The organism is Achromobacter sp. FW305-C-13 (assembly GCF_058783475.1).
Genome location: NZ_JBYSYN010000002.1, coordinates 256,251 through 280,990 on the forward strand (window position 1 = coordinate 256,251; position 24,740 = coordinate 280,990).

Below are 24,740 nucleotides of genomic sequence, written 5' to 3' on the forward strand. Positions count from 1 at the left end.
AAGGAGCCTCCACCATGTGGTATTTCTCGTGGATACTCGGCTTGGGTCTGGCGTGTGCGTTCGCTATCCTCAATGCAATGTGGTTCGAGCTGCGTGAAGGGCATTCGCATGACCCACGCGCCAGCCGTAGCGACGAGTGAGCGGCGGCGCTAGCACCCTCGAGCACGACCCGTCGGCCAGCCTGCAGAAACCGCCGCGCGAACAGTCGCGGTGGTTGATGGCGCTTGCCAAGGCGGCAAGGGTGCCGTTGATGGTGGCGGGCGCCGCGCCGCTGGTCAGCGGCGCCTTGCTGGTCGTGCAGGCCTGGCTGCTGGCCAGCGTGCTGGATGCGGCCATCGTCCGCCAGGCGCCGCGCCAGGAATTGCTGGCAAGCATCCTGGGTATCGCCGGGTTGATGCTGCTGCGCGCATGCATCACCTGGGCGGGTGAACGCGCGGGGGCGGACGCAGCCGAACGCATCAAGCGCCATGTGCGCCAGTCGCTGTTTTCCCGGCTGGTGGCGAAAGGCCCCTATTGGAGCCGCGGCAAGGCGTCTGGCGAACTGGCCAGCGCAGTCGTGGACCAGGTCGAGGCGCTGGACGGCTTTTTCGCCAAGTACCTGCCTGCGATGGCCGCCGCCGCCATGCTGCCCGTGGCGTTTTCCGTGTTGCTGTTGCCCGTGGACGTGATCGCGGGCCTGGTGCTGCTGATCACCGCGCCGCTGATTCCGCTGTTCATGGCGCTGGTGGGGTGGGGCGCGCAAGGCGCCAGCCGCCGGCACCTGCGTGCGTTCGCCCGCTTGTCCGGCTTCTTCGCCGACCGCTTGCGCGGGCTGTCCACCCTGAAGCTGTATGGCCGCGCCGAAGCCGAGGCGGCTTCCGTGGTGGCCGCCAGCGACGCGCTGCGCCAGCGCACGATGTCGGTGCTGCGCATCGCTTTCCTGTCGTCCGCCGTGCTGGAGTTCTTCGCCGCGTTGGGCGTGGCGGGCGTGGCCGTATATATCGGGCTGACCTATCTGGGGTTCCTGGACGTGCGGTGGTCGCCCCTGACCTTGCAGGCGGGCCTGTTCTGTCTGTTGATGGCGCCTGAAGTCTATGCTCCGCTGCGCCAGTTCGCCGCGCACTATCACGACCGCGCCACGGCACTCGCCGCCGTGACGCAGATCGCTGTGCTGTTCGATGGCCTGCCGCAAGACGACGCCGCCAAGCCGACGCCCACTGGGCGCGGAACCGTCGTGCCGTCGGCGTCAGAAGCCGGCGCGCCCGTCGAGGTGACGGGCCTGCGCGTGACGGCGCCGGGGCGTGGGCAGCTGGTGCTGGCCGACGCCGCGTTGCGGCTGGTGCCGGGCGAACAAGTGGCATTGATGGGCCCCAGCGGCATCGGCAAGTCCACGCTTATTGAAGCCATTGCCCGGTTGCGGCCATTCGAGGGCGACGTGCGCATCGACGGCGTGCCGCTGGGCGATTGGGACGAAGCCGCCTTGCGCCGGCGCGTGGCGCTGATCGGGCAGAGGCCGCAATTGCTGGCCGGGTCGATCGCCGACAACATCCGGCTGGGCCGGTCGGGCGCATCCGACACCGATCTGCGGGAAGCCGCCCGGCGCGCCTGTGTGCTGGAGTTTTCGGACGCGCTGCCGCAAGGCCTGGACACGCTGCTGGGCAGCCGGGGCCATGGCCTGTCGGGCGGACAGGCACAGCGCGTGGCGTTGGCACGCCTGTTTCTGCGGGACCCCGGGCTGATCCTGCTGGACGAGCCCACGGCGCACCTGGACGAGGCGACCCAGGCCCGGGTGCTGGATGAAATCCTGGAATTCTCCGCAGGCCGCACCTTGCTGCTTGCGACGCACGCGCCCGTGGTGGCGGCCCGCTTCGGCCGCGTGCTACGAGTGGCGGGCGGGAAAGTGGAAGACGCATGAAGAATCTGTTGTTGCTGCTGCCGCTGTACGCACGCCGAAAAAGCGGGCTTTTGCTCGCATTGTTCTGTGCGCTGGCCACGGTGGCCGCGGGCGTCGGCTTGCTGGGTGTGTCCGGCTGGTTCCTGACGGGCGCAGCCCTGGCGGGCGCGGGCGGGGTCTTCAACCTGTTCGCGCCGTCCGCGCTGGTGCGTGGGTTGTCCTTTTTGCGCATCGTGTCGCGCTATGCCGACCGCGTGGTGGGCCACTCGGCTACGTTGCGCCTGCTGGCAGATCTGCGCGCCACCGTATTCGGAGCGCTGATCCGGCTGACGCCGCGCCAGTTGGCGAAGTACTGCAGCGGCGACCTGGTGGCGCGCATGACGGGCGACGTCGACGCGCTGGATACGGTCTTCCTGTTCGTGCTGGCGCCGTTGGCCACCGCGATCCTGGGGGGCGCCGTGCTGACGGCGGTTCTGGGTATGTGGGTGCCTGCCGCCGCGCTGGCGTTTGCGCTGGCGTTGCTGACGGCCTGTGTGCTGGTGCCGGCATGGCTGCTGCGGGCGGCGCGCAAGCCGGGGGCCGCTGCTCAGGAGAGTGCGGCGGGCCTGCGCGCGGCCACGCTGGACGCGGTGGATGGCCACGCCGACATGGTGGCGTTGCATGCGCAGGCGCCCACCGCCGCGCATTTCGAACGGCTTTGCGAAGCCAGCGCACTGGCGCGCCGCAGCCAGGCCCGGGTGGCGGCACGCGGGCAATGGTTCCTGCAAGTCGCGGCCGGCGTTTCGGTGTTGGCGTTACTGTGGTTCGGATTGGGGACGCATGAAGCGGGGCAGATCGAGGGACCTGTGCTGGCGGGTCTGCTGCTGGCCGTCATCGGCATTTTCGAAGTGGCGGGGCCCATCATGCGCGGCGCGTCCCGCATGGGGTCGGCCATGTCGGCGGCGGCGCGGATCCGCGAGGTGACGCAAGCCCAGCCCGATATGCAGGACGCGGCCACCGTACGCGCCCTGCCGCCCGCCGGCGCGCTGGAGTTGGACGGGGTGGTGTTCCGCTATCCGGCCCGGGCGGAGGGTGCGCGCCCGGTCGTCCTGGACGGCATCGACCTGCGGGTGGAGCCCGGCGAACGCGTCGCTATCGTGGGGGCCAGCGGGCAGGGCAAGTCCACGCTGCTTCATCTGATATTGCGCCTGGAAGACCCGCAAGCGGGACACGTGCGTTTCGGTGGCTGCGACGCGCGCGATTGCGCGCAGGCGGACTGGCACCGGCGCATTGCCTTGCTGTCCCAGGACGCGCCCGTTTTCCTGGGCACCTTGCGCACCAATCTGCTGATTGGCGACCCGCAGGCCGACGATGCGGCCCTGTGGGGCGCGTTGGACGCGGCAAGGCTGGGCGATTTCGTGCGGGGCCTGCCCGACGGGCTGGATACCTGGGCGGGCGAGACCGGTTCGCAACTGTCGGCGGGCCAGGCGCGCCGCCTGTGCCTGGCGCGGGCGCTGCTGTCGCCGGCGGCGGTCATCGTGCTGGACGAACCGACGGCTGGCCTGGACGCCGCGGCGCAAGCCGACTTCTTCAACGACCTGCAACGCGCGGTGCGGGGACGCACCGTGGTACTGGCGACCCATGCGGCGTTACCCCCCGGCGCGGTCGATCGCTGCTATGAATTGCGCGGCGCGCAATTACATGACTTGTCACCGGCGGCAATCCTGGCTTAAGCGCGGTGGCAAGGTTATAGTTCGCCTTGCTTCAATTCTTCAGGGCCGCCTTCCATGCAGACCGACAACGCCGAGTACATCCGGCGCACCATCCGCAGCGTTCCGGACTGGCCCCAACCCGGTGTCGTGTTCCGCGACATCACGCCGGTTCTGCAAGACCCGCGCGCATTCCGGGTGTTGATCGATCTGTTCGTCTACCGCTATATGCGCCAGCGCCTTGACCTGGTGGCAGGCGTGGACGCGCGCGGCTTCATCGTGGGCAGCGTGCTGGCCTATGAACTGAATCTGGGTTTCGTGCCGATACGCAAGAAGGGCAAGTTGCCTTACCGCACCGTAGCCGAGGAATACTCGCTGGAATACGGCAATGCCGCCGTCGAGATGCACACGGATTCCGTGCGCACCGGCCAACGCGTGTTGCTGGTCGATGACCTGATCGCCACGGGCGGCACCATGCTGGCCGCGATCAAACTGCTGCAGCGCCTGGGCGCGAACGTGGTCGAAGCGGCCGCCATCATCGACTTGCCCGACCTGGGCGGCTCGGCCAAGGTGGCTGCCACCGGCACGCCGCTCTATACCGTCTGTCAGTACGGCGACGCAACGCCGTAAGCGACCCCGATTGCAGGGCGTAGGATGGGTGGGGCGCGAGGGTTCAGTGCCAAGAACTCCGACCTTCAGCGCGCGAAACCCATCAAGCAGCGGTGGGTTCTTGCCAGCGTCAGCCACAACGCACTGGCTGCTTGATGGGTTTCGCGCGCTGAGCACCTGCGTTCTTGCTTAAGAACCCGCGCGCTCCACCCATCCTACGAATCCGATAAGCGGGGCTGGATGAAGTCCAGGAACGCCTTGGTCTTGGCGGGCAGCATCCGCGAGGGCAGCAACGCGAACAGGGGCAGGGGCGTCAGGCTCCAGTCGGGCAGCACCCGCACCAGCCCTGCCTGCTTGATGGCGCGTTCCATTGCATCGAACACCAGCAGCGGGGTGATGCCCAGGCCCTGGCCGGCCAGACGTCCCAGCATGCCCACATTGTTCGCCGACAGGCGGCCGGATACTTGCACGCGTTCGACCTTGTCGCCCGAATGGAGCATCCAGAAGGATGACTCTTCACGCATGGTCGGCCGCAGGCATTCGTGGTGCGTCAGGTCGGCGGGCACCCGCGGTTCGCCATGGCGGGCCAGATAGTCGGGCGAGGCATACAGCTGGTGCGCCATCAGCACGATCTTGCGCGAGATCAGGCTGGAATCCGGCTGCTGGCCGAACCTCAGGATCAGGTCGAACGGATTGCTGATGGGGTCGATCGGGCGCATGCTCAGATCGAAATCGCATTCAATGTCCGGATGCTGCTCGCGGAATTCGCTGATGACGGCGGGCAGGAACAGCTGGGCAAGGCTCGTGGGCAGCGAGATGCGCAGGCGGCCCTTGGGCTGCACCGCCATGTCGAGCAATTGGTCGTGCGCAATGCGCGCTTCTTCCACAATGTGCCGGCAGCGTTCGAAGTAGATGGCGCCGGCTTCGGTCAGGTCGATCTTGCGCGTGCTGCGGTTCAACAGGCGCATGCCGACGCTGCGTTCCAGTTCGCTGACGCGGCGCGAGAGCGTGGAGGTTGGAATATTCAAGGCTTCCGCCGCGTGGCTGAAGTTCTTGCGCTTGGCGACTTCGACAAAAAGCGCGATGTCGTTAAGCTGGATATCCATAGTGCCCTCTAAACTCAAATTTCCATTTCTGGCAGATTTGTATGATAAATGGAATTATTGTCCCGCCAGCAGAAATGTCTATTTATCCACACGGAACATCTCATGCCTTGCGTGGTGGGCGCACAGACCGTCACCTAGCTTGCTTCTAGCTGAATGCCTGCAAGGCTTGCAGCACCTTGCTCTAACAGGGGGCTGCGCAATAATGGCGCAGATTGCACCAGATACATCGTGCAATTGTCCCATCGGTGAAAATATGTTCACCAAAATAAGGGTTTTTACTAGGCGCCAATCGCCAGATACTTCGTCCCAGCAATCAAACAGTCACATCGCACCTGCCAGCCTGGCAGAAGACGGTGTGCAAGGTTTAGGATGGAGTCATCACAATGAAAGCCCTAGCAACTGCACTTATGGTTACCGCAACCTTGGTTGGCATGTCTGCCGCCCACGCCGATGGCAAGACGCGTGAACAGGTTCAACAAGAACTGCAAGCCGCCAAGGCCGCAGGCCAGGTCACGTTCGGTGAACTGGACTACCCGCCCGCCACCGCGACGCAAACCAGCATGACGCGCGACCAGGTTCAGCAAGAACTGCAAAGCGCCAAGGCCGCCGGCCAGGTCACGACCGCCGAACTGGACTACCCGCCGCGTGCCGCCGTGTCGCAATCGGGCGGCAAGACGCGCGAACAAGTCCGCCAGGAATTGGCCGAAGCCAAGGCCCGCGGTGAATACACCTTCGGTGAACTGGACTACCCGCCCAAGGGCAAGTAAGTCCCGCCCCGGGATGGTCACGAGAAACCCCTTGAGACGCCGAGGGGTTTTTTTATTGCCCGCACAGCTGCACGGCGGCGACCCAGTGTGGCATTTTTGCCGCAAAACTGTGCGCTCGCGGCAACAAATGTTGTCGATGAATCCAGGCTGCCGAGCGGGCCGAACGCATCGGTTGTTCGATTTGCGAGCAAAGATTCATATTTATTTTCAAGGCGTTAAGGCAGATTTCCACGCCTGGAGAAGAGTCAGCTGCGCGTCATTATCCCAACCATGGAAAGTAGTTCGTCGAAATCCGTGTTACTTCGGGTTGCCGCTAGCCGGACACTAGATTCAGTGCAGACGCCGCCTGCTGGTTCGCAGCGGCACGCGAAGGCCCCGTCGTTCGGACGGCGCGTTTGCGGATGCCTTTCATCTCGCCATTTTGGGGATTTACATGAAGAAGACGCTATTGGCCGTCGCGTTGCTGGCAGGCTTTGCCGGCGCCGCGCAAGCCGCCGACTCCGTAACGCTGTACGGCTTGATCGACGCCGGTGTCGGCTACGAGCAGGTGAAGTTCAATGGGGTGTCGCAAAGCCGCTTCGGCGGTGTGCAGGGCGTGAGCAGCGGCTCGCGCTTCGGCCTGCGCGGCACGGAAGATCTGGGCGACGGCCTGCGCGCCGTGTTCACGCTGGAAGGCGGTTTCGGTCCCATGAACGGCAAGTCGTTGCAAAATGGCCGCCTGTTCGGCCGTCAAGCCACCGTGGGCCTGGACAGCGATTCTTGGGGCCGCCTGGAATTCGGCCGTCAGACGAACCTGGCGTCGAAGTACTTCGGTTCGATCGACCCGTTCTCGATCAGCTACAACACCGCCAACATGGGCACCACGTTCGGCAGCGCCAACACAATGCGCCTGGACAACATGGTGCTGTATCAAACCCCCAGCCTGAGCGGCTTCAAGGCGGGCGTGGGCTATTCGTTCAGCGCAGACGACAGCGTCAGCGACACGACCCAGACCGGCTTCGCCACGGGCGACAACAACCGGGTGCTGACCGCCGGCGTGCAATACGTCAACGGCCCGCTGAACCTGGCCGTCGCCTATGACCGCTTCGACCCGACGAACAAGCGCGTTGGCGGCAAAGACGCCGCGCGCATCCAGGAATACATCGTCGGCGGTTCGTACGACTTTGAAGTCGTGAAGCTGGCTGCCGCTTTCGGCCAGACCCGCGACGGCTGGTTCGTGGGCCAGAACATGGGCACCACGCCCGACGGTATGAACAACCTGGGTTCGTTCAAGCTGGCTGACGGCTTCCGCGCCAACTCGTACCTGATCGGCGCCACCGTTCCGCTGGGCCGCCACGCCATCTTCGGTTCGTGGCAGCGTGCGACGCCGGGCAACGACAAGCTGACGGGCGACGACGCCACGTTCAACGTGTACAGCCTGGGCTACACCTACGACTTCACCAAGCGCACCAACCTGTACGCGTACGCCTCCTACGGCGACAACTACGCGTTCCAGCACGATGCGCGCGACACCGCCGTCGCGATGGGTATTCGTCACCGGTTCTAAGCGGCAACGCGCCCGGCCGGACCTTGCTGAATGCGCGGCTTATCTCCGTGAGCCGCCGAGTGACAGCGAGCCCCCCCTACATGGGTTCGGTCGATCGCGCTTGACGGTCAGAAGGGAAGGGCCTCCGCAAGGAGGCCCTCTCGCATTGGGGCGGCGGTAGGAGGCCTGGCGCCGCTGCTACAGGAATAGCTTGTAGGCGGGGTTGTCGGTCTCGTTCCAATGCGGATAGCCGAGTTCGGCCACGAACGTGCGGAACTGCTTCTTGTCGGCCGCCGGCACCTGGATGCCAACCAGGATGCGGCCGTAGTCGGCGCCCTGGTTGCGGTAATGAAACAGGCTGATGTTCCAGTCCGGGTTCATCGCGTTCAGGAAGCGCATAAGCGCGCCCGGGCGTTCCGGGAACTCAAAGCGGTACAGCAATTCATCGCGCGCCAGCGCCGAACGCCCGCCCACCATGTGGCGCAGGTGGGTCTTGGCCATTTCGTCGTGCGTCAGGTCCAGCGTGTCGAACCCGTGGCGGCGGAAGTTCGCGGCGATCTTGTCCGGTTCGGTGGCGGACGACACCTGGATGCCGACGAAAACGTGGGCGCGGTCCGCATCCGAAATGCGGTAGTTGAATTCCGTCACGCTGCGTTCGCCCACCAATTCACAGAAGCGGCGGAAGCTGCCGCGCTGTTCGGGCATCGTCACGGCGAAGACGGCTTCGCGCATTTCGCCCACTTCGGCGCGTTCGGCCACGAAGCGCAGGCGATCGAAGTTCATGTTGGCGCCGCAAGCGATGGCCACCAGCGTCTTGCCCTTCAGATGGTGTTCGGCCGCGTACTGCTTGGCGCCGGCAACCGCCATGGCGCCTGCCGGTTCCAGCACGCTGCGGGTGTCCTGAAAGACGTCCTTGATCGCCGCGCAGATCGAATCCGTGTCCACCACGACGAAGTCGTCGACGTACTTGCGGGTCAACTTGAAGGTTTCAGCGCCCACCATCTTGACGGCGGTGCCGTCCGAGAACAGGCCCACGTCGTTCAGTTGCACGCGTCGGCCGGCGCGCACGCTACGCAGCATGGCGTCGGAGTCTTCGGTCTGCACACCGATGATCTTGATCTCGGGCCGCAATTGCTTGATGTAGGCGGCCACGCCGGAGATCAGGCCGCCGCCGCCGATGGCGACGAAGATGGCGTCGATCGGGCCCGGATGCTGGCGCAGGATCTCCATGCCCACCGTGCCCTGGCCGGCGATCACGTCGGGGTCGTCGAAGGGGTGGACGAAGGTCAGCTTTTCTTTCTTTTCCAGGATCTGCGCGTGCGCATAGGCGTCGGTGAAGCTCTCGCCCGCCAGCACGACCTCGCCGCCCAGCCGGCGCACCGCGTCGATCTTCACCTGCGGGCTGGTCGTGGGCATGACGATGACGGCGCGGCAACCCAGGCGGCTGGCGGCCAGCGCCACGCCCTGGGCGTGGTTGCCGGCCGAGGCCGCGATGACGCCGCGATTGCGCACCGCGGGCGTCAGGTTGGCCATCTTGTTGTACGCCCCGCGCAGCTTGAAGCTGAAAACCGCCTGCGTGTCCTCGCGCTTGAGCAGGACCGTGTTCGAGATCCGCTGGGAAAGCTGGGGCGCTATTTCCAGCGGCGACTCGACCGCGACGTCGTAAACCTTGGAAGTCAGGATGCGTTTCAGATAATCAGTGGACATGGACCGCGCGTAGGGACAAGAGTGGGGACGTGGGCACGATTATTGCAGGGAAAGGCTCCAATCGTTTCCGACCTGGGTCCTCTTGCGCGCGGCTACACTCGCTCATCATGGAAGAAAGCCTCTTATCTGCTGTTCACTGGCTCCTGGGGATGCTGGCACTGCCCTCGGTGGGCTTGTCGGCCATCTTCACGGTGTCGCTCGTTTCCGCCACGCTGCTGCCGCTGGGCTCCGAACCCGCGGTGTTCGGCTACATCAAGCTGTCGCCGGACATGTTCTGGCCGGCCGTCCTGGTGGCCACGGCCGGCAATACCGTGGGCGGTGCGATCAGCTATTGGATGGGCCTGGGTGCCGAAAAAGCGGTCGAACGCTGGAAAGAGGCGAAGGCCCCCACGCCGCACCCGCAAAGCGGGCTTGCTGCCCCCCAAGGGGGCGTTCTCCCCTTGGGGCGGCCCGGCGGGGAGAAACATCCCCACCCGCACCCCGACGCGACCGAAGGCGGCCGCATGCGCGGACGCTGGAACGAGCGCGCGCACGACTGGATCCACCGGATGGGTCCGCCGGCGCTGCTGCTGTCCTGGTTGCCCGCAGTCGGCGACCCGCTGTGCGCGGTAGCCGGTTGGCTGCGCTTGCCCTTCTGGCCATGCGTCGTCTATATGGCGATCGGAAAATTCCTGCGCTATCTGGTCATGACCGCCAGCCTGCTGTGGTTCTTTCCCGGCCAACTCTGAAACTGACACCACACTTAAATAGGGACGGATAATCGCCGTTTCCTGCTGCTTTTGGCCGGCTTCCTAGGGGTATTTGGGGTCAAGTCCGCCCGATGGCATAAAATAATTTTTTATGGGCCCCTCTTGCCGCCATGAACGCCCCACTCGCTAGCCACATCTTGAACGGGGCGATGCCGCCCGCAGCACCCGCGCGATTGCGCGAAATTCCCTACAACTACACGTCGTTTTCCGACCGCGAGATTGTCGGCCGGTTGCTGGGCGAAGACGCCTGGAGCCTGCTCGGCGACCTGCGCGGAGAACGCCGTACCGGCCGCTCCGCCCGGATGCTGTACGAAGTGCTCGGCGACATCTGGGTCGTGCGCCGCAACCCGTACCTGCAGGACGACCTGCTGGACAATCCCAAGCGCCGCAAGCAGCTCATCGACGCCTTGCATCACCGCTTGGGCGAGATCGATCGCCGCCGCGAGCCGGGCTCCCCCACCGAGGAAGGCCACGATCCGCATCGCGACGAAAAGGTCGTCGGCCTGCTGGGCCGCGCCCGGTCCGCCATTGCCGCCTTCGAAGGCGAGTTCGACCAGACCGCCATGATGCGCAAGCAGGCGCAGAAGGTGCTGGGCCGCATCACGGCGCGCGACAACATCAAGTTCGACGGCCTGTCGCGCGTATCGCACGTGACGGATGCCACCGACTGGCGGGTGGAATACCCCTTCGTGGTGCTGACGCCGGACTCCGAAGACGAGATCGCCGCGCTGGTCACCGCCTGTATCGAGCTGGGCCTGACCATCGTCCCGCGCGGGGGCGGCACCGGCTATACGGGCGGCGCCATCCCGCTGACGTGGAAGTCGGCCGTCATCAATACCGAAAAATTCGACAAGCTGGGTAAGGTCGAGTCCTGTATTTTGCCCGGGCTCACGGAGCCCGTGGCCGTCATCCATGCCGGCGCCGGCGTGGTGACCAAGCGGGTGTCCGAAGCGGCCGAGGCCGCCGGCTTCGTGTTCGCCGTGGACCCGACCTCGGCCGAAGCGTCGTGCGTGGGCGGCAATATCGCCATGAACGCGGGCGGCAAGAAGGCCGTGCTGTGGGGCACCGCGCTGGATAACCTGGCCTGGTGGCGCATGGTCGATCCGGACGGCAACTGGCTGGAAGTCACCCGCCTGGAACACAACATGGGCAAGATCCATGATGTGGAGATGGCCCGCTTCGAGCTCAAGTGGTTCGACGGCAAGGGCAAGCCCGGCGAGCGCCTGCTCAAGACCGAAACGCTGGAAATCAAAGGCCGCGTGTTCCGCAAGGAAGGGCTGGGCAAGGACGTCACGGACAAGTTCCTGGCCGGCCTGCCGGGCATCCAGAAGGAAGGCTGCGACGGCCTGATCACGTCCGCGCGCTGGGTGCTGCACCGCATGCCGCGTCACACGCGCACGGTCTGTATGGAATTCTTCGGGCAGGCGCGCGACGCCATCCCGTCGATCGTCGAGGTCAAGGGTTACCTGGACGGCGAAGGCCGTGCCCGCGGCGCCATCCTGGCCGGCCTGGAGCATCTGGACGAACGCTACCTGCGCGCGGTGGGCTATGCCACCAAGAGCAAGCGCGGCGTGCTGCCCAAGATGGTCCTGATCGGCGATATCGTGGGCGACGACGATGACGCGGTGGCCGCTGCCGCCAGCGAAGTCGTGCGCCTGGCCAACACGCGCCACGGCGAAGGCTTTGTGGCCGTCAGCCCGGAGGCGCGCAAGAAGTTCTGGCTGGACCGCTCGCGCACCGCCGCGATCGCGCGCCACACCAACGCCTTCAAGATCAACGAAGACGTCGTGATTCCGCTGCCGCGCATGGGCGAATACACGGATCACATCGAACGCATCAACATCGAGCTTTCCACCAGCAACAAGTTGAAGCTGCTGGGCGCGCTGGATGCGTACCTGTGCACGCCGCTGCCGGTGGGCAAGGCGGACGACGCCGATATCGACGCCACCCGCGCCGAAGTGCTGGCCGAACGCACGCGTCAGGCGCTGGAACTGCTGGGCGCCACGCGCCAACGCTGGCAATGGCTGCTGGACAACCTGGACCTGCCGCTGGCCCAGGCGCTGCCGGAACTGCAGGCACTGGGGCTGGGCGACGTGCATGCCGCACTCTCCGAGCGCCTGGCCGCGCAACCCGGCGCCCGCGTGTTCGACATCGTGCAGGACCGCACGATCCGCGTGTCCTGGAAGGTGGAAGTGCTGCCCGGCCTGCAGCGCGCGTTTTCGGGCGCAGCCTACAAGAAGATCGTCGATGAGCTGGTCGCCATCCATGGCCGCGTGCTGAAAAGCCGCGTGTTCGTGGCGCTGCACATGCATGCCGGCGACGGCAACGTGCACACCAACATCCCGGTCAACTCGGACGACTACGAGATGCTGCGCGAGGCCCATCAGGCCGTCGACCGCATCATGCAGATCGCTCGCGACCTGGATGGCGTGATCTCGGGCGAACACGGCATTGGCCTGACCAAGTACGAATTCCTGACCGAAGCCGAACTGGCGCCGTTCCAGGACTACAAGCGCCGCGTCGACCCCAACGGCCACTTCAACGCCGGCAAGCTGATGCCGGGCGCTGACTTGCGCCATGCCTGGACGCCCAGCTTCAACCTGATGGGCCACGAGTCGCTGATCATGCAGCAAAGCGACATCGGCGCCATCTCGGATTCCATCAAGGACTGCCTGCGCTGCGGCAAGTGCAAGCCCGTATGCGCCACTCACGTGCCGCGTGCGAACCTGCTGTATTCGCCGCGCAACAAGATCCTGGCCACGTCGCTGCTGGTGGAAGCCTTCCTGTACGAAGAGCAGACCCGTCGCGGCGTCAGCCTGAAGCACTGGGAAGAATTCGAAGACGTGGCCGACCACTGCACCGTCTGCCACAAGTGCTACAACCCCTGTCCGGTCGACATCGATTTCGGCGACGTGTCGATGAACATGCGCGCCGTGCTGCGCCGCATGGGACGCAAGTCGTTCAACCCGGGCACGGCCAGCGCCATGTTCTTCCTGAACGCCAAAGACCCGGCCACCATCAACGCCACCCGCAAGGCGATGGTGGGCGTGGGCTACAAGGTTCAGCGCGCCGCGCACGACCTGTTTTCGGGCCTGGTGAAGAAGCAGACGGCCAAGCCGCCCGCCACCGTGGGCAAGCCGCCGCTGCGCGAGCAGATCGTGCACTTCGTGAACAAGAAGATGCCGGGCGGGCTGCCCAAGCAGGCCGCGCGCAAGCTGCTGGACATCGAAGACGCGAACTACGTGCCGATCATCCGCGACCCCAAGGGGACCACCGCCGACACGGAAGCGGTGTTCTACTTCCCGGGCTGCGGCTCCGAGCGCCTGTTCTCGCAAGTCGGCCTGGCCACGCAAGCCATGCTGTGGCATGCGGGCGTGCAGACCGTGCTGCCGCCGGGTTACCTGTGCTGCGGCTATCCGCAGCGCGGCAACGGCATGACGGACAAGGCCGAACAGATCATCACCGACAACCGGGTGCTGTTCCATCGCGTCGCCAACACGCTGAACTACCTGGACATCAAGACGGTGGTGGTCAGCTGCGGCACCTGTTACGACCAGCTGTCGGGCTATGAATTCGACAAGATCTTCCCCGGCTGCCGCCTGATCGATATCCACGAGTACCTGCTTGAAAAGGGCATCAAGCTGGAAGGCGCCAAGGGCGTGCGCTACATGTATCACGACCCCTGCCACACGCCGATGAAGCTGCAGGAGCCCATGAAGACGGTGCGCGCCCTGGTGGGCGACGACGCCATCAAGAGCGACCGCTGCTGCGGCGAGTCGGGCACTCTGGCGGTGAGCCGGCCGGACATCTCCACGCAGGTGCGTTTCCGCAAGCAGGAAGAGCTGCTCAAGGGCGACGCCGCGCTGCGCAGCGACGGCTTTGCCGGCGACGTGAAGGTGCTGACCTCGTGCCCGTCGTGCCTGCAGGGATTGTCGCGCTATGAAGGCGACACCGGCATGGACGCGGACTACATCGTGGTCGAGATGGCGCGCCACATCCTGGGCGAAGGCTGGATGGAAGACTACGTGAAGCGCGCCAACGCGGGCGGCATCGAGCGCGTGCTGGTGTAGGCGTCACGCCGCTTTCACACCCCCTGCGCCACGCGGTGGCGCAGGGCGGACGATCCCTTTTTTCCCCATTTCGCCGACTCTTGAAGTCGGCGAAATTGCTCCCATCATTGGTCCTGAGGCGATCAGACCTGCGGTCGCACTAGCCGCGATTGCGTCGTGTCCTGATCTGTCCCTTTCCACTCGGGAGACCAACATGAGCAACTTTCCATTCAGCGATAGCGGCTTTGCGTCGGCCTTCGACGCCATTCAGGAACATATGGGGCGCGTCTTGCGCAGCGCCGGCGTGCCGGCGGCCTTGCGCGCCACCCCGCAAGCCTTGTTCCCCCCGGTGAATGTCGGGGTGTCTGGCGACTCGGTTGAAGTGGTCGCCTTTGTGCCAGGCATGCAGCCTGACGACCTGAACGTCACGCTCGAAAAGCGTGTGTTGACCATCAGCGGCGAACGAACCCAGCCGGCATTGCCGGAGAACGCCCGCTATTACGCGCGAGAACGGGCAGTCGGCCGGTATACGCGGGTGATCGAGCTGCCTGCCGACGTGGATCCAGACCAAGTGCAGGCGCGCTACACGGACGGCTGCCTGGCCATTTCGATCAAGCGCAAGGAGTCGTCCAAGCCGCGGGTCGTGCCCGTGGAGTAAGTTCCGCCAACCGCATAAGGAGTACCGATCATGAATGAACGTAAAGATCTCACCGTGACCGCGGACGACTCGGCCAAGCGCGCAGACAGGGCAGTCACCGTGCCCGCCGTGGACGTCTATGAAGACCCGCAAGCCATCACGCTGGTGGCAGACCTGCCCGGCGTGTCCAAAGAACGGCTGCACATCAATGTCGAGTCTGACGTGCTGGTGATCGAAGGCGAGGCATCTGTTGCGACGCCGGAAGATCTGCAACTGGTGTTGGGCGAACTGCGCGCGCCTGTGTTCCGGCGCGCGTTCCGGCTTGGCCAGGAGTTCGACCGGGCGCAGATCAACGCCAGCCTGAAGCAGGGCGTCCTGACGCTTCGCATTCCGCGTGCGCGCGAGGCGCAGGCCCGGCGCATCCCCGTCACGGCGGACTGACGCGGGCGTCACGCCGGCAGGCACAAAAAAAAGCCGCGGCCCCAAAGGGCTGCGGCTTTTTTCCTAGGCCGGTCGGGCAGCGGCGCGATCACTCCAGCTTGATGTTCGCCTTCTTGATCACGTCGGCCCAGGCGCTGCGCTCCTGCTCGGCATAGGCCTTGAAATCCTGCGCCGACATCGGCATCGGGATCACGCCCATGTCCAGCATCTTCTGCGACACGGCCGGGGTCTTGAGCGTGGCGTCCAGGTCGGCGGACAGCTTCTTGACCACTGCTTCCGGCACGCCGGCGGGGCCTACCAGGCCCTGCCAGGCGTAGGCCGTGAAGTTGGCCACGCCTTGCTCGGCCATCGTCGGGGTGTCGGGCAGCACCGATACGCGCTCGGGCGTGGCGGCTGCCAGGACGCGCAGCTTGCCGGCCTTCACGTTGGGCAGGCCCGAGGCCAGGTCGATGAACATCACGTCCACCTGTCCACCCAGCAGATCCTGGATGGCGGGGGCGGCGCCCTTGTAGGGCACGTGCAGCAGGTTGGCGCCGGTGCGCTGCTTGAAGAGCTCCAGCGCCAGGTGGTGGGGCGAGCCCGCGCCGGCGGAGGCTGCCGTCAGCTTGCCGGGTTCCTTCTTGGCGGCGGCCAGCACGTCGTCGACCGTCTTGTAGGGCGAGTTGACGTTCACGGCCAGCAGCAGCGGGAACTTGGCGATGCCGCCGATGTAGGTGAACTTGGCCGGGTCGTAAGACAGCTTGGCGTACAGCGACGAGTTGAACGCCAGCGTGCCGGAGTCGGCCGTGCCGATCATGTAGCCGGTGGGTTCGGATTGCGCAATGGCGGTGGCGCCGATGATGGTGGCGGCGCCGGGGCGGTTCTCGACCACGATGGTCTGGCCCAGGGGCTTTTCCAGGCCGCTGGCAACCGTGCGGGCGACGACGTCGGTGCCGCCGCCGGCCGGGTAGGGCACGATCCAGCGGATGGGCTGCGTGGGCCAGGATTGGGCGGAAGCGGTGGCGGCGGCCAGCGACAGGGCGGCCAGCGCCACTAGGCGCCGTGCGGGGTTCTGCATGGGGTGTCTCCTCGTGCGGGGTCTGTATTGAGCGCGACGTCGGCGGCGTCGTGTCTTGCGCCGTCGGTCTGCGTCGCTATTTTTGCGACGCTATTATGCCTCGCGCGCCCGTCCGAAAGGGGACCTTGTGCCCCCCGGTTTTCCCGCAGTGCACCACGCCGCCGGCTACTGCGGATCGGGGTAGGTGCGCGCGCCGAAGATGGCCGTGCCGATGCGCACTTCGGTGGAACCTTCTTCGATCGCCAGTTCGAAGTCGCCGCTCATGCCCATCGACAGGCGGTCCAGCGAGATCCCGGCGATGTCCTCGTCCCGCATGCGGTCGCGCAGCTGGCGCAGGGCGGAAAAGCACGCGCGCACCGCCTCAGGGTCGGGAGAGTTCACCGCCAGCGTCATCAATCCCTTCACCTTCAGGGTGGGGAATTCGGTGGCGATGCGGCGCAGGAAGGCAGGCACGTCTTCGGCGGCCATGCCGAATTTGCTGGGCTCGGTCGAGGTTTTCACCTGCACCAGCACGTCCAGCGTCCGGCCTTCGTTCAGCAGCCGGCGGTGCAGGGCTTCGGCCAGGTCGGGGCGGTCCAGCGACTGGACTTCGGTCGCGTCGCGGGCGGCGTCCTTCGATTTATTGGTCTGCAGGTGCCCGATCAGCACCCATTCCAGGCCTTGGCCCGCCAGCGCGGCGGCCTTCTGGCGGATCTCCTGCGTCTTGTTTTCGCCGAACCGGTTCAGGCCCAGCGCCATGGCTTCGCGGATCGCGTCCACATCGAAGGTCTTGCTGACAGGCAGCAGGACGACGCTGCCGGGCGCGCGTCCGGCGCGCGCGCACGCGTCGGCGATGCGTTGTTGAATCCGGGCAAGGCGCCCGGCCATGGTGTCTTCGACGGTCATGCAGCTCTCTTGCAGGAACAGGATGTCCCATAGTGTAGGACTCTTGCAGGATCGTTTCGCCACACCGGCCGCTTTCGCCGTTGACCCTGCGTAATCGCCAGGCTTAGAATTTACCGAGATTTGTTTATATTTCAATGTTCTATGCCCTCCCGGCGCCGCCCCTCGGGCGACACGGTCTCCCACCTTTCCAGTCCCCCGCCATGTCCAGCGCTGCGCCAGAATACGCCTTTGCCACGCCTTTCCTGAATCCCCCCGCATCCCCCATCCGATCGCTCATGCCCTACGCCATGCGGCCGGGCACGATTTCGCTTGCGGGCGGCTACCCCGCGCAAGAGCTGTTCGATGTGGAGGGCCTGTCGATCGCGTCGACGCAGGTCCTGGCCCGCCTGGGCGCCTGCCTGCAGTATTCCAACATCGACGGCCAGGCCAGCCTGCGCCACGAACTGGCGCGCCTGTCCGCCGCGCGCGGCCTGCAGTGCAACGCCGACACGGAACTGATGGTGACGGGCGGATCGCAGCAGGCGCTGGCGCTGCTGACCCGCGTGATGCTGCAACCCGGCGACCATGCCATCATCGAGTCGCCCGCGTTCCCGAATTCCGTCCAGGCGCTGCGCTATACGGGCGCCACGGTGCATACGGTTCCCTCCGGCCCCGACGGCATCGATGTGGACGCGCTGGATGAACTGGCGGCCCGCATCAAGCCCAAGATGGTCTGCGTGGTCGCGTCGTTCTCGAATCCTTGCGGCGCCACGCTGACGCGCCAGCGCCGCCTGCGCCTGCTTGAATTGGCGGTCAAGCACCGTTTCCTGATCGTGGAAGACGACCCGTACAGCGAACTGCGCTTTGCCGGCGAAGCGGTGCCGCCCATCGCGGCCCTGGCCGAAGGCGAAGCCCGCCACTGGGCGGTGTACCTGGCCAGCATGTCCAAGACCATGGCGCCCGCGCTGCGCATCGGCTGGCTGGTCGCGCCGCCCGAGATCCGCCGCCGCTGCGTCGGTGCCAAGGCGGCCGACGACATGGCCTCGTCCGCATGGATCCAGGAAACGGTGGCGCAGTACCTGGCCAACGGCCGCTATGAAGAGCACGTGCCGCGCATCCGCGCCGCCTACGGCCTGCGCTGCGACGCGATGGCCGAGTCCCTGGCCCGCGAGCTCAACGGCCGCATCAGCTTCAGCAAGCCCGAAGGCGGCATGTTCTTCTGGGCGCGTCTGACGGGTGACGTGGACGCCACGCGCCTGTTGCCGTACGCCATCGAGCACGAAGTGGTCTACGTGCCGGGCAAGGCCTTCTACGCCAATGCCGACCAGGCTGATCTCTTCGCTATGCGCATGTCGTTTGCCACCATGAACGAAAGCCAGATCGCCCAGGGCATGGTCCGGCTGGGCCGCGCGCTGGAAGCCTGCGAAGCCAACGAACCCGTCTCGATCTCGCTGGCGGCGTGATCGTGGCTTGACCGCGGCCAAGCCCGGCCGCGCAAGCCTTGGTTATGCTGGGAACCTGTCCGCCGGCGCCCGCATGCGGGGTGCGGGCGGATATACCTAAATAAGCGCTTGTTATTTGGCGCGGGCGCTTCATGTCTATAAGCTTCTCGCCTCGGCGCGTCCCCGCGCCCGGCATAACAGGAATCCAGGTCATGAACATTGCAAAAGGGTTGGTGGGCGCGGCGCTCTTGATGGCGGCGGCACAAGGCGCGCAGGCGGCAACACTGGACGTCGTGCGCCAGCGCGGCGCGGTGGCGTGCGGCACGACCACGGGCTTCGCGGGCTTCTCGGCGCCCGATGCGCAAGGCAAATGGCAGGGGCTGGACGTGGATCTCTGCCGCGCCATCGCCGCGGCGGTCTTTGGCGATGCCGACAAGATCAAGGTCGTTCCGCTGAATTCGCAGCAACGCTTCACTGCGCTGCAATCCGGCGAAGTGGACGTGCTGACGCGCAACACCACCGTGACGCAGCAGCGCGACACCGCGCTGGGCATCATCCACGCCGGCATCAACTTCTACGACGGCCAGGGTTTCCTGGTGCCGAAGTCGCTGGGCGTGAAGAGCGCCAAAGAGATCAACGGCGCCACGATCTGCCTGCAGACCGGCACGTCCAACGAGAACACGCTGGCCGACTGGGCGCGCGCCAACAACGTGACGTACAAGCCGGTGGTGATCGAGACGTTCAACGAAGTGGTCAACGCGTTCGCCGCGGGCCGCTGCGACGTCTTTTCCACGGACGCATCGGGCCTGGCTTCCATCCGCATCTCGAAGCTGCAGAATCCCGACGATTACGTCGTGCTGCCCGAGATCATCTCGAAAGAGCCGCTGGGTCCCTTCGTGCGCCAGGGTGACGACACGTGGCTGAACATCGTGCGCTGGTCGCTGTCGGCGATGATCGAAGCGGAAGAATACGGCGTGACATCCAAGAACGTGGACGAACAGGCCAAGAGCGCCAACCCCAACATCAAGCGCATCCTGGGCGTCACGCCCGGCGGCGGCGCCAACCTGGGGCTGGACGAAAAGTGGGCTTACAACATCGTCAAGCAGGTGGGCAACTACGGCGAGAGCTTCGAGCGCAACGTGGGCCAAGGCAGCCCGTTGAAGATCAAGCGCGGCCTGAATGCGCAATGGACGCAGGGCGGTTTGATGTACGCGTTGCCGATCCGTTAAATACAAGGCATGGCCAATATCGGCAGGATGGTGGAGCGCGCGGATTCGTCGGCAAGGATCGCCGCCGATCGCGCGCAACCATCACCCCCGCCGGTACACCTGCGCGATCTTCACGAAGGCGCTGCGCAATTCGCGTGTGCCGCCCTGCAGGATCACGGGCCGTCCCCGGTGGGTGAACACCACCAGCCGTTTCGAGAACAGCATGGGCACGAAACGCGCATAGCGCACGTCTTCCCAGGCGACTTCGCGGCGCGTGAACCAGGTTTGGCGCAGGCCGCGGTCATCGATGGTGGTGATCGAGGTCTGCATGTGCCAGGACACGAACAGCAGCCCCACGAAGCACAGCACCACCACCACGGCCAGCACGGTATCGAACGGCTGCGCGGGCGCACGGATGGCGGTCGTCACCACCTGCACGCCCAGCACCGCCAGGATCACCCAGGCCAGGATGCGCACCCAGTCGGGCCATGCCTGGCCCGACAGCGGCAGCGGGCCGATCTCGCGCAGGAGCGCGGCCCGGTCTTGCTCGGCGGGGGCGGTGTCAGGCAAGGTCATGCGGCCCGTTTGGCGGCGATTGCGTTGCCGGCACGGCTGGAACCCTTGCGGTTCAGGTGGGCCGACATCCATTGGCCGATATCGACCACGGCGTCGAAGTCCACGCCGGTGTCGATGTCCAGCCCGCGCAGCATGTACAGCACGTCTTCGGTGGCGACGTTGCCGGTGGCGCCCTTGGCGTAGGGGCAGCCGCCCAGGCCGGCGACCGAGGTATGGAAGATGGAAATGCCGGTTTCCAGCGCGGCCAGGATGTTGGCCAGCGCCTGGCCGTAGGTGTCGTGGAAGTGGCCGGACACGCGAGCCGGGTCGACCACGCGCGTCACCGCCGTCATCACGTCGCGCACGCGCTGCGGCGTGCCCACGCCGATGGTGTCGGCCACGTCGATCTCGTCGACCTGCATCGCCAGGTAGCGTTGCGCCACATCCACCACCGATTCCACAGGAACGTCGCCCTGGTACGGGCACCCCAGCGCGCAGCTGATGCTGCCGCGCACGCGGATGCCGGCTTCACGCGCAGCTTGCACCACCGGTTCGAAGCGGGCGATGGATTCGGCGATGGAACAGTTGATGTTCTTTTGCGAGAACGCCTCGCTGGCGGCGCCGAAAATCACGATCTCGTCCGCGCCGGCGGCCAGTGCGCCTTCAAAGCCCTTCATGTTCGGCGTCAGCACCGAATAGATCGTGCCGGGACGGCGTTCGATGCGCGCCATCACGTCTGCGCCGTCGGCCATCTGCGGCACCCACTTGGGCGACACGAATGAGGCGGCTTCCACATTGGGGAAGCCCGCCGCGGCCAGGCGGTTGACCAGTTCCACCTTGATGTCGGTGGGCACGAATTCCTTTTCATTCTGCAGACCGTCGCGAGGCGACACTTCGACGATCTTCACGCGGGAGGGCAAAGCCATGTCTCTTCCTGGTTCGGTATTGGGTGACGCGGCGCGCAAGGCTGCGGCGCTTGCGCCAATATTAGCGCCATCGCGCGGCACTCCGCTTGCACGGGGCGGGGGAATGCGACCCTACTTCAGACGCTGGTAACGGCCGTCATCCAGACGGGCGATGCGGCCCTGCAATTCCAGTTCCACCAGCTGCGCTTGCAGGTCGCCGGTGTTGAGCGTCAAGCGCGCCTGCAGGGTATCGAGGTGCAGCGGGTCGAAGCCCAGCGCCTCGAGCACGGGGTGGGCGGGCAGCGACGCTTCGGGGCGGGGGGCGCCGCGCACGCCGGGCATTGGGCCGCCGCCCAGCTCGTCGGTAATGTCGGCGGCCGTCTCCACCAGCTTGGCGCCTTGGCGAATCAACGCATGGCAGCCGCGCGACAGCGGCGAATGGATGGAACCGGGGATGGCGAACACTTCGCGTCCGCTTTCGCCCGCCAGCCGCGCCGTGATGAGCGACCCGCTTTGCTTCGCCGCTTCCACCACCAGCACGCCGCGCGCCAGTCCGGCCACGATGCGGTTGCGTTTGGGGAAGTGCGGGGGCAGGGCGCCCGTGCCCAGCGGAAACTCGGAAACCAGCGCGCCCTGCGCGGCGATGCGGTGCGCCAGATCGCGGTGGCGGGCGGGGTAGATGCGGTCGATGCCGGTGCCCATGACCGCCACCGTGCCCGCCCCGTCCGGGCCGGCGTCCAGCGCGCCTTCATGCGCCGCCGCATCGATGCCCAGCGCCAGTCCGCTGACGACGCGCCAGCCGTGCGTGGCCAGATGGCGGGCGAAGGCGCGGGCGTTTTCCTGGCCCCCGGGCGTGGCGTTGCGGGCGCCCACGACGGCCAGCGACGGGCCTTGCAGATAGGCCGGGTCGCCCGCCACATACAGCAGGATGGGCGGGTCGGCGATAGTCAGCAGGCTTTGCGGATAGGTCGGGTCGGCCAGCGTCAGGATGTGCCGGCCGGGGGCGCTGACCCATTCCAGCGCGCTGTCCACCTGGGCCGCCATGTCCTCAGGCATGGGCGCGGCCAACTGGCGCGCCAGCGCTTCGGGAACCTGGCGGACCAGCGCCGTGGCGCGCTGCGCGTAGATCTGTTCGGGCAGGCCGAGCGCGCCCAGCAGCATGCAGGCGGTGGCGGAACCGATGTTGGGTTCCAGGGACAGCCGCAGCCAGGCGGACAGTTCGGCGGAAGAATGCGTAAGCGGCATGGGGCAAGCGCGTGAAGCGTCGACGGGTGCGTGAGTGTCGCATGCGGGGCAGGCGACGCTGGGCGAGCGGGACAATACGGTCACACCATGCCCTCGACGAACGGCTCAATAAGCGGGGACGCAGCAATGCCCGCAATGCCCGACTTAGCCGAAAACTATTAGAAATCAAGACTCTAATGAATTAAACTCTTAAGTAAGCATTCAATCACTGGCGACACCCCTGCAATGGCTTTACTTCCTATCCTTCGCTACCCGGACCCGCGCTTGCACAAAAAGGCAAAGCCGGTAGCCGAAGTCGACGACCGCATCCGTCAACTGGTGCGCGACATGGCCGAGACCATGTATGACGCGCCGGGCGTCGGCTTGGCCGCGACCCAGGTGGACGTGCACGAGCGCGTCGTCGTGATCGACGTGTCCGAGGACAGCAATCAGCTGCTGACCTTGATCAATCCCGAGATCACCTGGCGCAGCGACGACCACAAGATCTACGAAGAAGGCTGTCTGTCCGTGCCCGGCGTCTACGACGAGGTCGAACGCGCCTCGCGTATCCGCTGCAAGGCGCTGGACATCGACGGCAAGCCTTTTGAATTCGAAGCCGATGGCCTGCTGGCCGTGTGCGTGCAGCACGAACTCGACCATCTGGAAGGCAAGGTTTTCGTCGAATACCTGTCCAACCTGAAGCAGAACCGCATCAAGACCAAGCTGAAGAAGGCCGAGCGCGAAGCGCTGCGCGACTGACGGGAAATCCCTCGTCGTTTCCGCCGAGGGGCGGCTCCGGCTGGCCGGCAAAGCCGGATCCGCGGCGCCCCGGAATCCACTTTCATTCTTAGTTCTTCATCTCATGCGCCTAGTCTTTGCCGGCACGCCGGAATTCGCCCGTATCGCCTTCGACGCCTTGCGGGCCGCGGGCCACGACATTGCGCTCGTCATGACGCAGCCCGACCGTCCTGCCGGGCGCGGGCTGAAGCTCACGCCCAGCCCGGTCAAGCAGGCCGCGCTGGACGCGGGCATTCCCGTCGCCCAGCCGCGCAGCCTGCGCCTGGACGGCCGCTATCCCGATGAAGCCGCCGAGGCCCGTGCGCTGCTGGAGCAAGTCGCGCCCGACGTCATGGTGGTGGCGGCCTACGGCCTGATCCTGCCGCAATGGGTGCTGGACCTGCCGCGCCTGGGTTGCCTGAACATCCACGCCAGCCTGTTGCCGCGCTGGCGTGGCGCCGCGCCCATCCAGCGCGCAATCGAAGCCGGCGATGCGCAGACCGGCGTGACCATCATGCAGATGGACGAGGGCCTGGACACGGGCGATATGCTGCTGGAACGCGTGGTGCCCATCACGGGCGACACCAACGCGGCGCAATTGCACGACGCGCTGGCGCTGGCTGGCGGCGAAGCCATCGTCCAGGCATTGAATGCGCTGGACCAAGGCGGGCTTTCGCCCACCAAGCAGCCGGAAGCCGGCGTGACCTACGCGGCCAAGCTGGACAAGGCCGAAGCTGCCCTGGATTGCACGCAGCCGGCCGAACTGCTGGAACGCCGCGTGCGCGCCTTCAACCCGGTGCCCGGCGCCAGCATCCGCTTGCCCGGCTTGCCCGACCCGGTGAAGGTCTGGCGTGCGCAGGCGCTGGCGACCCCCACCACGGCGGAACCCGGCCGCGTGCTGCGCGCCGATGCGTCCGGCATCGATATCGCCACGGGCAACGGCGTGCTGCGGCTGCTTGAATTGCAGAAAGCCGGCGGCAAGCGCCAGCAGGTGGACGTCTTCGTGCGCGGCTGGCAGCCGGACTAAGGCGTTACGGCCGGCGGCTGGCCAGCAAGTCCAGGTAGGCGCCTGACAGCAACTGGGTGGGCGCCACGCCCAGCCCGTCCATCAGGGTGCGGGCTTCTTCCATGCCGGCCGCGGCGCTTTCGCCGTCGCGCAGCACCACTTCCAATTCCAGGAATTCCCCCAGGCCTTCCACCCGGTCCAGATGGATGCGGGTGCGTCCGGCCATGAACACGGTCCGCTGCTTCTTCACGCGGCCGATCGCGCCGTAAGCGTGCGTGAGCGCTTCCCGCAAGGTGTCGGGCGAATCGGTCGGCGAGATGACGTAGAAGCTTTCCTTCGGGCCCATATCGTCGGCGCGCTGGTAGAAGATCAGTTCGCCCGTGCCGTCGGCGAATGCGCGCAGCTTCAGCCGCCCATGCGTGCAGGTGAAGAAGGTGTCGTCCTGGGCGATGGAGACGGGCTCCTGCCCGGACAACGCAGCGGCCAGGGGCTCGATGGCCGCCAGGCTGTCGACTTGCGCCTTGATTTCGACGTTGCGGGCCATGGGGCGT

General features: G+C 66.0%; 22 protein-coding genes. 14 read left to right on the top strand and 8 right to left on the bottom strand.

Going from position 1 to position 24,740, the window contains the following annotated elements:
• Positions 1-14: 14 nt before the first annotated feature.
• From cydX to AC3WMU_RS12730, 4 genes are read left to right on the top strand one after another with little or no spacing between them, the layout of a single operon-like run.
• Complete coding sequence (gene cydX, locus AC3WMU_RS12715; protein ID WP_006224717.1) at positions 15-140, top strand: cytochrome bd-I oxidase subunit CydX; 126 nt, start codon at positions 15-17, stop codon at positions 138-140.
• Positions 137-1,894 (top strand): thiol reductant ABC exporter subunit CydD, encoded by a 1,758-nt coding sequence (cydD, locus tag AC3WMU_RS12720; protein WP_492282427.1) that lies wholly within the window; start codon positions 137-139, stop codon positions 1,892-1,894. Before cydX ends, cydD begins: the two co-directional genes overlap by 4 nt.
• Positions 1,891-3,585 carry a thiol reductant ABC exporter subunit CydC gene (gene cydC / locus AC3WMU_RS12725; RefSeq protein WP_492282428.1) on the top strand — a complete coding sequence of 565 codons (1,695 nt, stop codon included), beginning with the start codon at positions 1,891-1,893 and terminating at the stop codon, positions 3,583-3,585. Before cydD ends, cydC begins: the two co-directional genes overlap by 4 nt.
• 54 nt (positions 3,586-3,639) lie before the next feature.
• Complete coding sequence (locus AC3WMU_RS12730; protein ID WP_006224714.1) at positions 3,640-4,191, top strand: adenine phosphoribosyltransferase; 552 nt, start codon at positions 3,640-3,642, stop codon at positions 4,189-4,191.
• Positions 4,192-4,385: 194 nt separating this feature from the next.
• Here the strand turns inward: AC3WMU_RS12730 and AC3WMU_RS12735 are convergent, their stop codons facing one another.
• On the bottom strand, positions 4,386-5,276 hold the full coding sequence (locus AC3WMU_RS12735; RefSeq protein ID WP_006224713.1) for a LysR family transcriptional regulator: 891 nt from the start codon (positions 5,274-5,276) through the stop codon (positions 4,386-4,388).
• Between the two features lie 383 nt (positions 5,277-5,659).
• Here AC3WMU_RS12735 and AC3WMU_RS12740 point away from each other — a divergent pair, with 383 nt between their 5' ends.
• Together AC3WMU_RS12740 and AC3WMU_RS12745 are read left to right on the top strand one after the other, a co-directional pair.
• On the top strand, positions 5,660-6,043 hold the full coding sequence (locus tag AC3WMU_RS12740) for a DUF4148 domain-containing protein (RefSeq protein ID WP_492282429.1): 384 nt from the start codon (positions 5,660-5,662) through the stop codon (positions 6,041-6,043).
• A gap of 433 nt (positions 6,044-6,476) precedes the next feature.
• On the top strand, positions 6,477-7,589 hold the full coding sequence (locus AC3WMU_RS12745; RefSeq protein ID WP_006224711.1) for a porin: 1,113 nt from the start codon (positions 6,477-6,479) through the stop codon (positions 7,587-7,589).
• 177 nt (positions 7,590-7,766) lie between these two features.
• Here AC3WMU_RS12745 and ilvA read toward each other — a convergent pair whose 3' ends face one another.
• The gene (gene ilvA, locus AC3WMU_RS12750; RefSeq protein ID WP_492282430.1) at positions 7,767-9,275 is read right to left on the bottom strand and encodes a threonine ammonia-lyase, biosynthetic; all 1,509 of its coding nucleotides are present in this window, start codon (positions 9,273-9,275) and stop codon (positions 7,767-7,769) included.
• Between the two features lie 107 nt (positions 9,276-9,382).
• Between ilvA and AC3WMU_RS12755 the strand changes: the two genes are divergently transcribed.
• The 4 genes from AC3WMU_RS12755 (at position 9,383) to AC3WMU_RS12770 (ending at position 15,151) form a co-directional block, all read left to right on the top strand.
• Positions 9,383-10,003, top strand: coding sequence for a YqaA family protein (locus tag AC3WMU_RS12755; protein WP_424624594.1), 621 nt, complete (start codon positions 9,383-9,385; stop codon positions 10,001-10,003).
• 131 nt (positions 10,004-10,134) lie between these two features.
• On the top strand, positions 10,135-14,094 hold the full coding sequence (locus AC3WMU_RS12760; protein ID WP_006224708.1) for a DUF3683 domain-containing protein: 3,960 nt from the start codon (positions 10,135-10,137) through the stop codon (positions 14,092-14,094).
• A 193-nt stretch (positions 14,095-14,287) separates the two neighbouring features.
• Positions 14,288-14,731 (top strand): Hsp20/alpha crystallin family protein, encoded by a 444-nt coding sequence (locus AC3WMU_RS12765; protein ID WP_492282431.1) that lies wholly within the window; start codon positions 14,288-14,290, stop codon positions 14,729-14,731.
• A gap of 30 nt (positions 14,732-14,761) precedes the next feature.
• Complete coding sequence (locus AC3WMU_RS12770) at positions 14,762-15,151, top strand: Hsp20/alpha crystallin family protein (RefSeq protein WP_424624592.1); 390 nt, start codon at positions 14,762-14,764, stop codon at positions 15,149-15,151.
• Positions 15,152-15,239: 88 nt separating this feature from the next.
• Here AC3WMU_RS12770 and AC3WMU_RS12775 read toward each other — a convergent pair whose 3' ends face one another.
• A complete protein-coding gene (locus AC3WMU_RS12775) occupies positions 15,240-16,208 on the bottom strand; it encodes a Bug family tripartite tricarboxylate transporter substrate binding protein (RefSeq protein WP_315140224.1) in 969 nt (322 codons plus the stop codon).
• Positions 16,209-16,373: 165 nt separating this feature from the next.
• Positions 16,374-17,093, bottom strand: coding sequence for a YggS family pyridoxal phosphate-dependent enzyme (locus AC3WMU_RS12780; protein WP_492282432.1), 720 nt, complete (start codon positions 17,091-17,093; stop codon positions 16,374-16,376).
• A gap of 200 nt (positions 17,094-17,293) precedes the next feature.
• Between AC3WMU_RS12780 and AC3WMU_RS12785 the strand changes: the two genes are divergently transcribed.
• Together AC3WMU_RS12785 and AC3WMU_RS12790 are read left to right on the top strand one after the other, a co-directional pair.
• Complete coding sequence (locus AC3WMU_RS12785; RefSeq protein WP_492282433.1) at positions 17,294-18,535, top strand: aminotransferase-like domain-containing protein; 1,242 nt, start codon at positions 17,294-17,296, stop codon at positions 18,533-18,535.
• A gap of 191 nt (positions 18,536-18,726) precedes the next feature.
• A complete protein-coding gene (locus AC3WMU_RS12790; RefSeq protein ID WP_006224702.1) occupies positions 18,727-19,743 on the top strand; it encodes an amino acid ABC transporter substrate-binding protein in 1,017 nt (338 codons plus the stop codon).
• A gap of 81 nt (positions 19,744-19,824) precedes the next feature.
• Here AC3WMU_RS12790 and AC3WMU_RS12795 read toward each other — a convergent pair whose 3' ends face one another.
• The 3 genes from AC3WMU_RS12795 to dprA all read right to left on the bottom strand — a co-directional run bounded on the left by AC3WMU_RS12795 (position 19,825) and on the right by dprA (position 22,427).
• Positions 19,825-20,298: a hypothetical protein gene (locus AC3WMU_RS12795; protein ID WP_280029954.1), complete on the bottom strand. Its 474-nt coding sequence runs from the start codon at positions 20,296-20,298 to the stop codon at positions 19,825-19,827.
• A complete protein-coding gene (locus AC3WMU_RS12800; RefSeq protein WP_280029956.1) occupies positions 20,295-21,203 on the bottom strand; it encodes a hydroxymethylglutaryl-CoA lyase in 909 nt (302 codons plus the stop codon). Before AC3WMU_RS12800 ends, AC3WMU_RS12795 begins: the two co-directional genes overlap by 4 nt.
• Before the next feature lie 111 nt (positions 21,204-21,314).
• Positions 21,315-22,427, bottom strand: a complete 1,113-nt coding sequence (gene dprA / locus AC3WMU_RS12805; RefSeq protein WP_006224699.1) for a DNA-processing protein DprA — start codon at positions 22,425-22,427, stop codon at positions 21,315-21,317.
• Positions 22,428-22,652: 225 nt separating this feature from the next.
• On the opposite strand from dprA, the gene def reads away from it, so the two are divergent.
• Together def and fmt are read left to right on the top strand one after the other, a co-directional pair.
• Complete coding sequence (def, locus tag AC3WMU_RS12810; protein ID WP_006224698.1) at positions 22,653-23,165, top strand: peptide deformylase; 513 nt, start codon at positions 22,653-22,655, stop codon at positions 23,163-23,165.
• A 103-nt stretch (positions 23,166-23,268) separates the two neighbouring features.
• Positions 23,269-24,210 (top strand): methionyl-tRNA formyltransferase, encoded by a 942-nt coding sequence (gene fmt / locus AC3WMU_RS12815; RefSeq protein WP_006224697.1) that lies wholly within the window; start codon positions 23,269-23,271, stop codon positions 24,208-24,210.
• Positions 24,211-24,214: 4 nt separating this feature from the next.
• Here fmt and AC3WMU_RS12820 read toward each other — a convergent pair whose 3' ends face one another.
• Positions 24,215-24,733 (bottom strand): class IV adenylate cyclase, encoded by a 519-nt coding sequence (locus tag AC3WMU_RS12820; RefSeq protein WP_006224696.1) that lies wholly within the window; start codon positions 24,731-24,733, stop codon positions 24,215-24,217.
• Between the last annotated feature and the right edge of the window lie 7 nt (positions 24,734-24,740).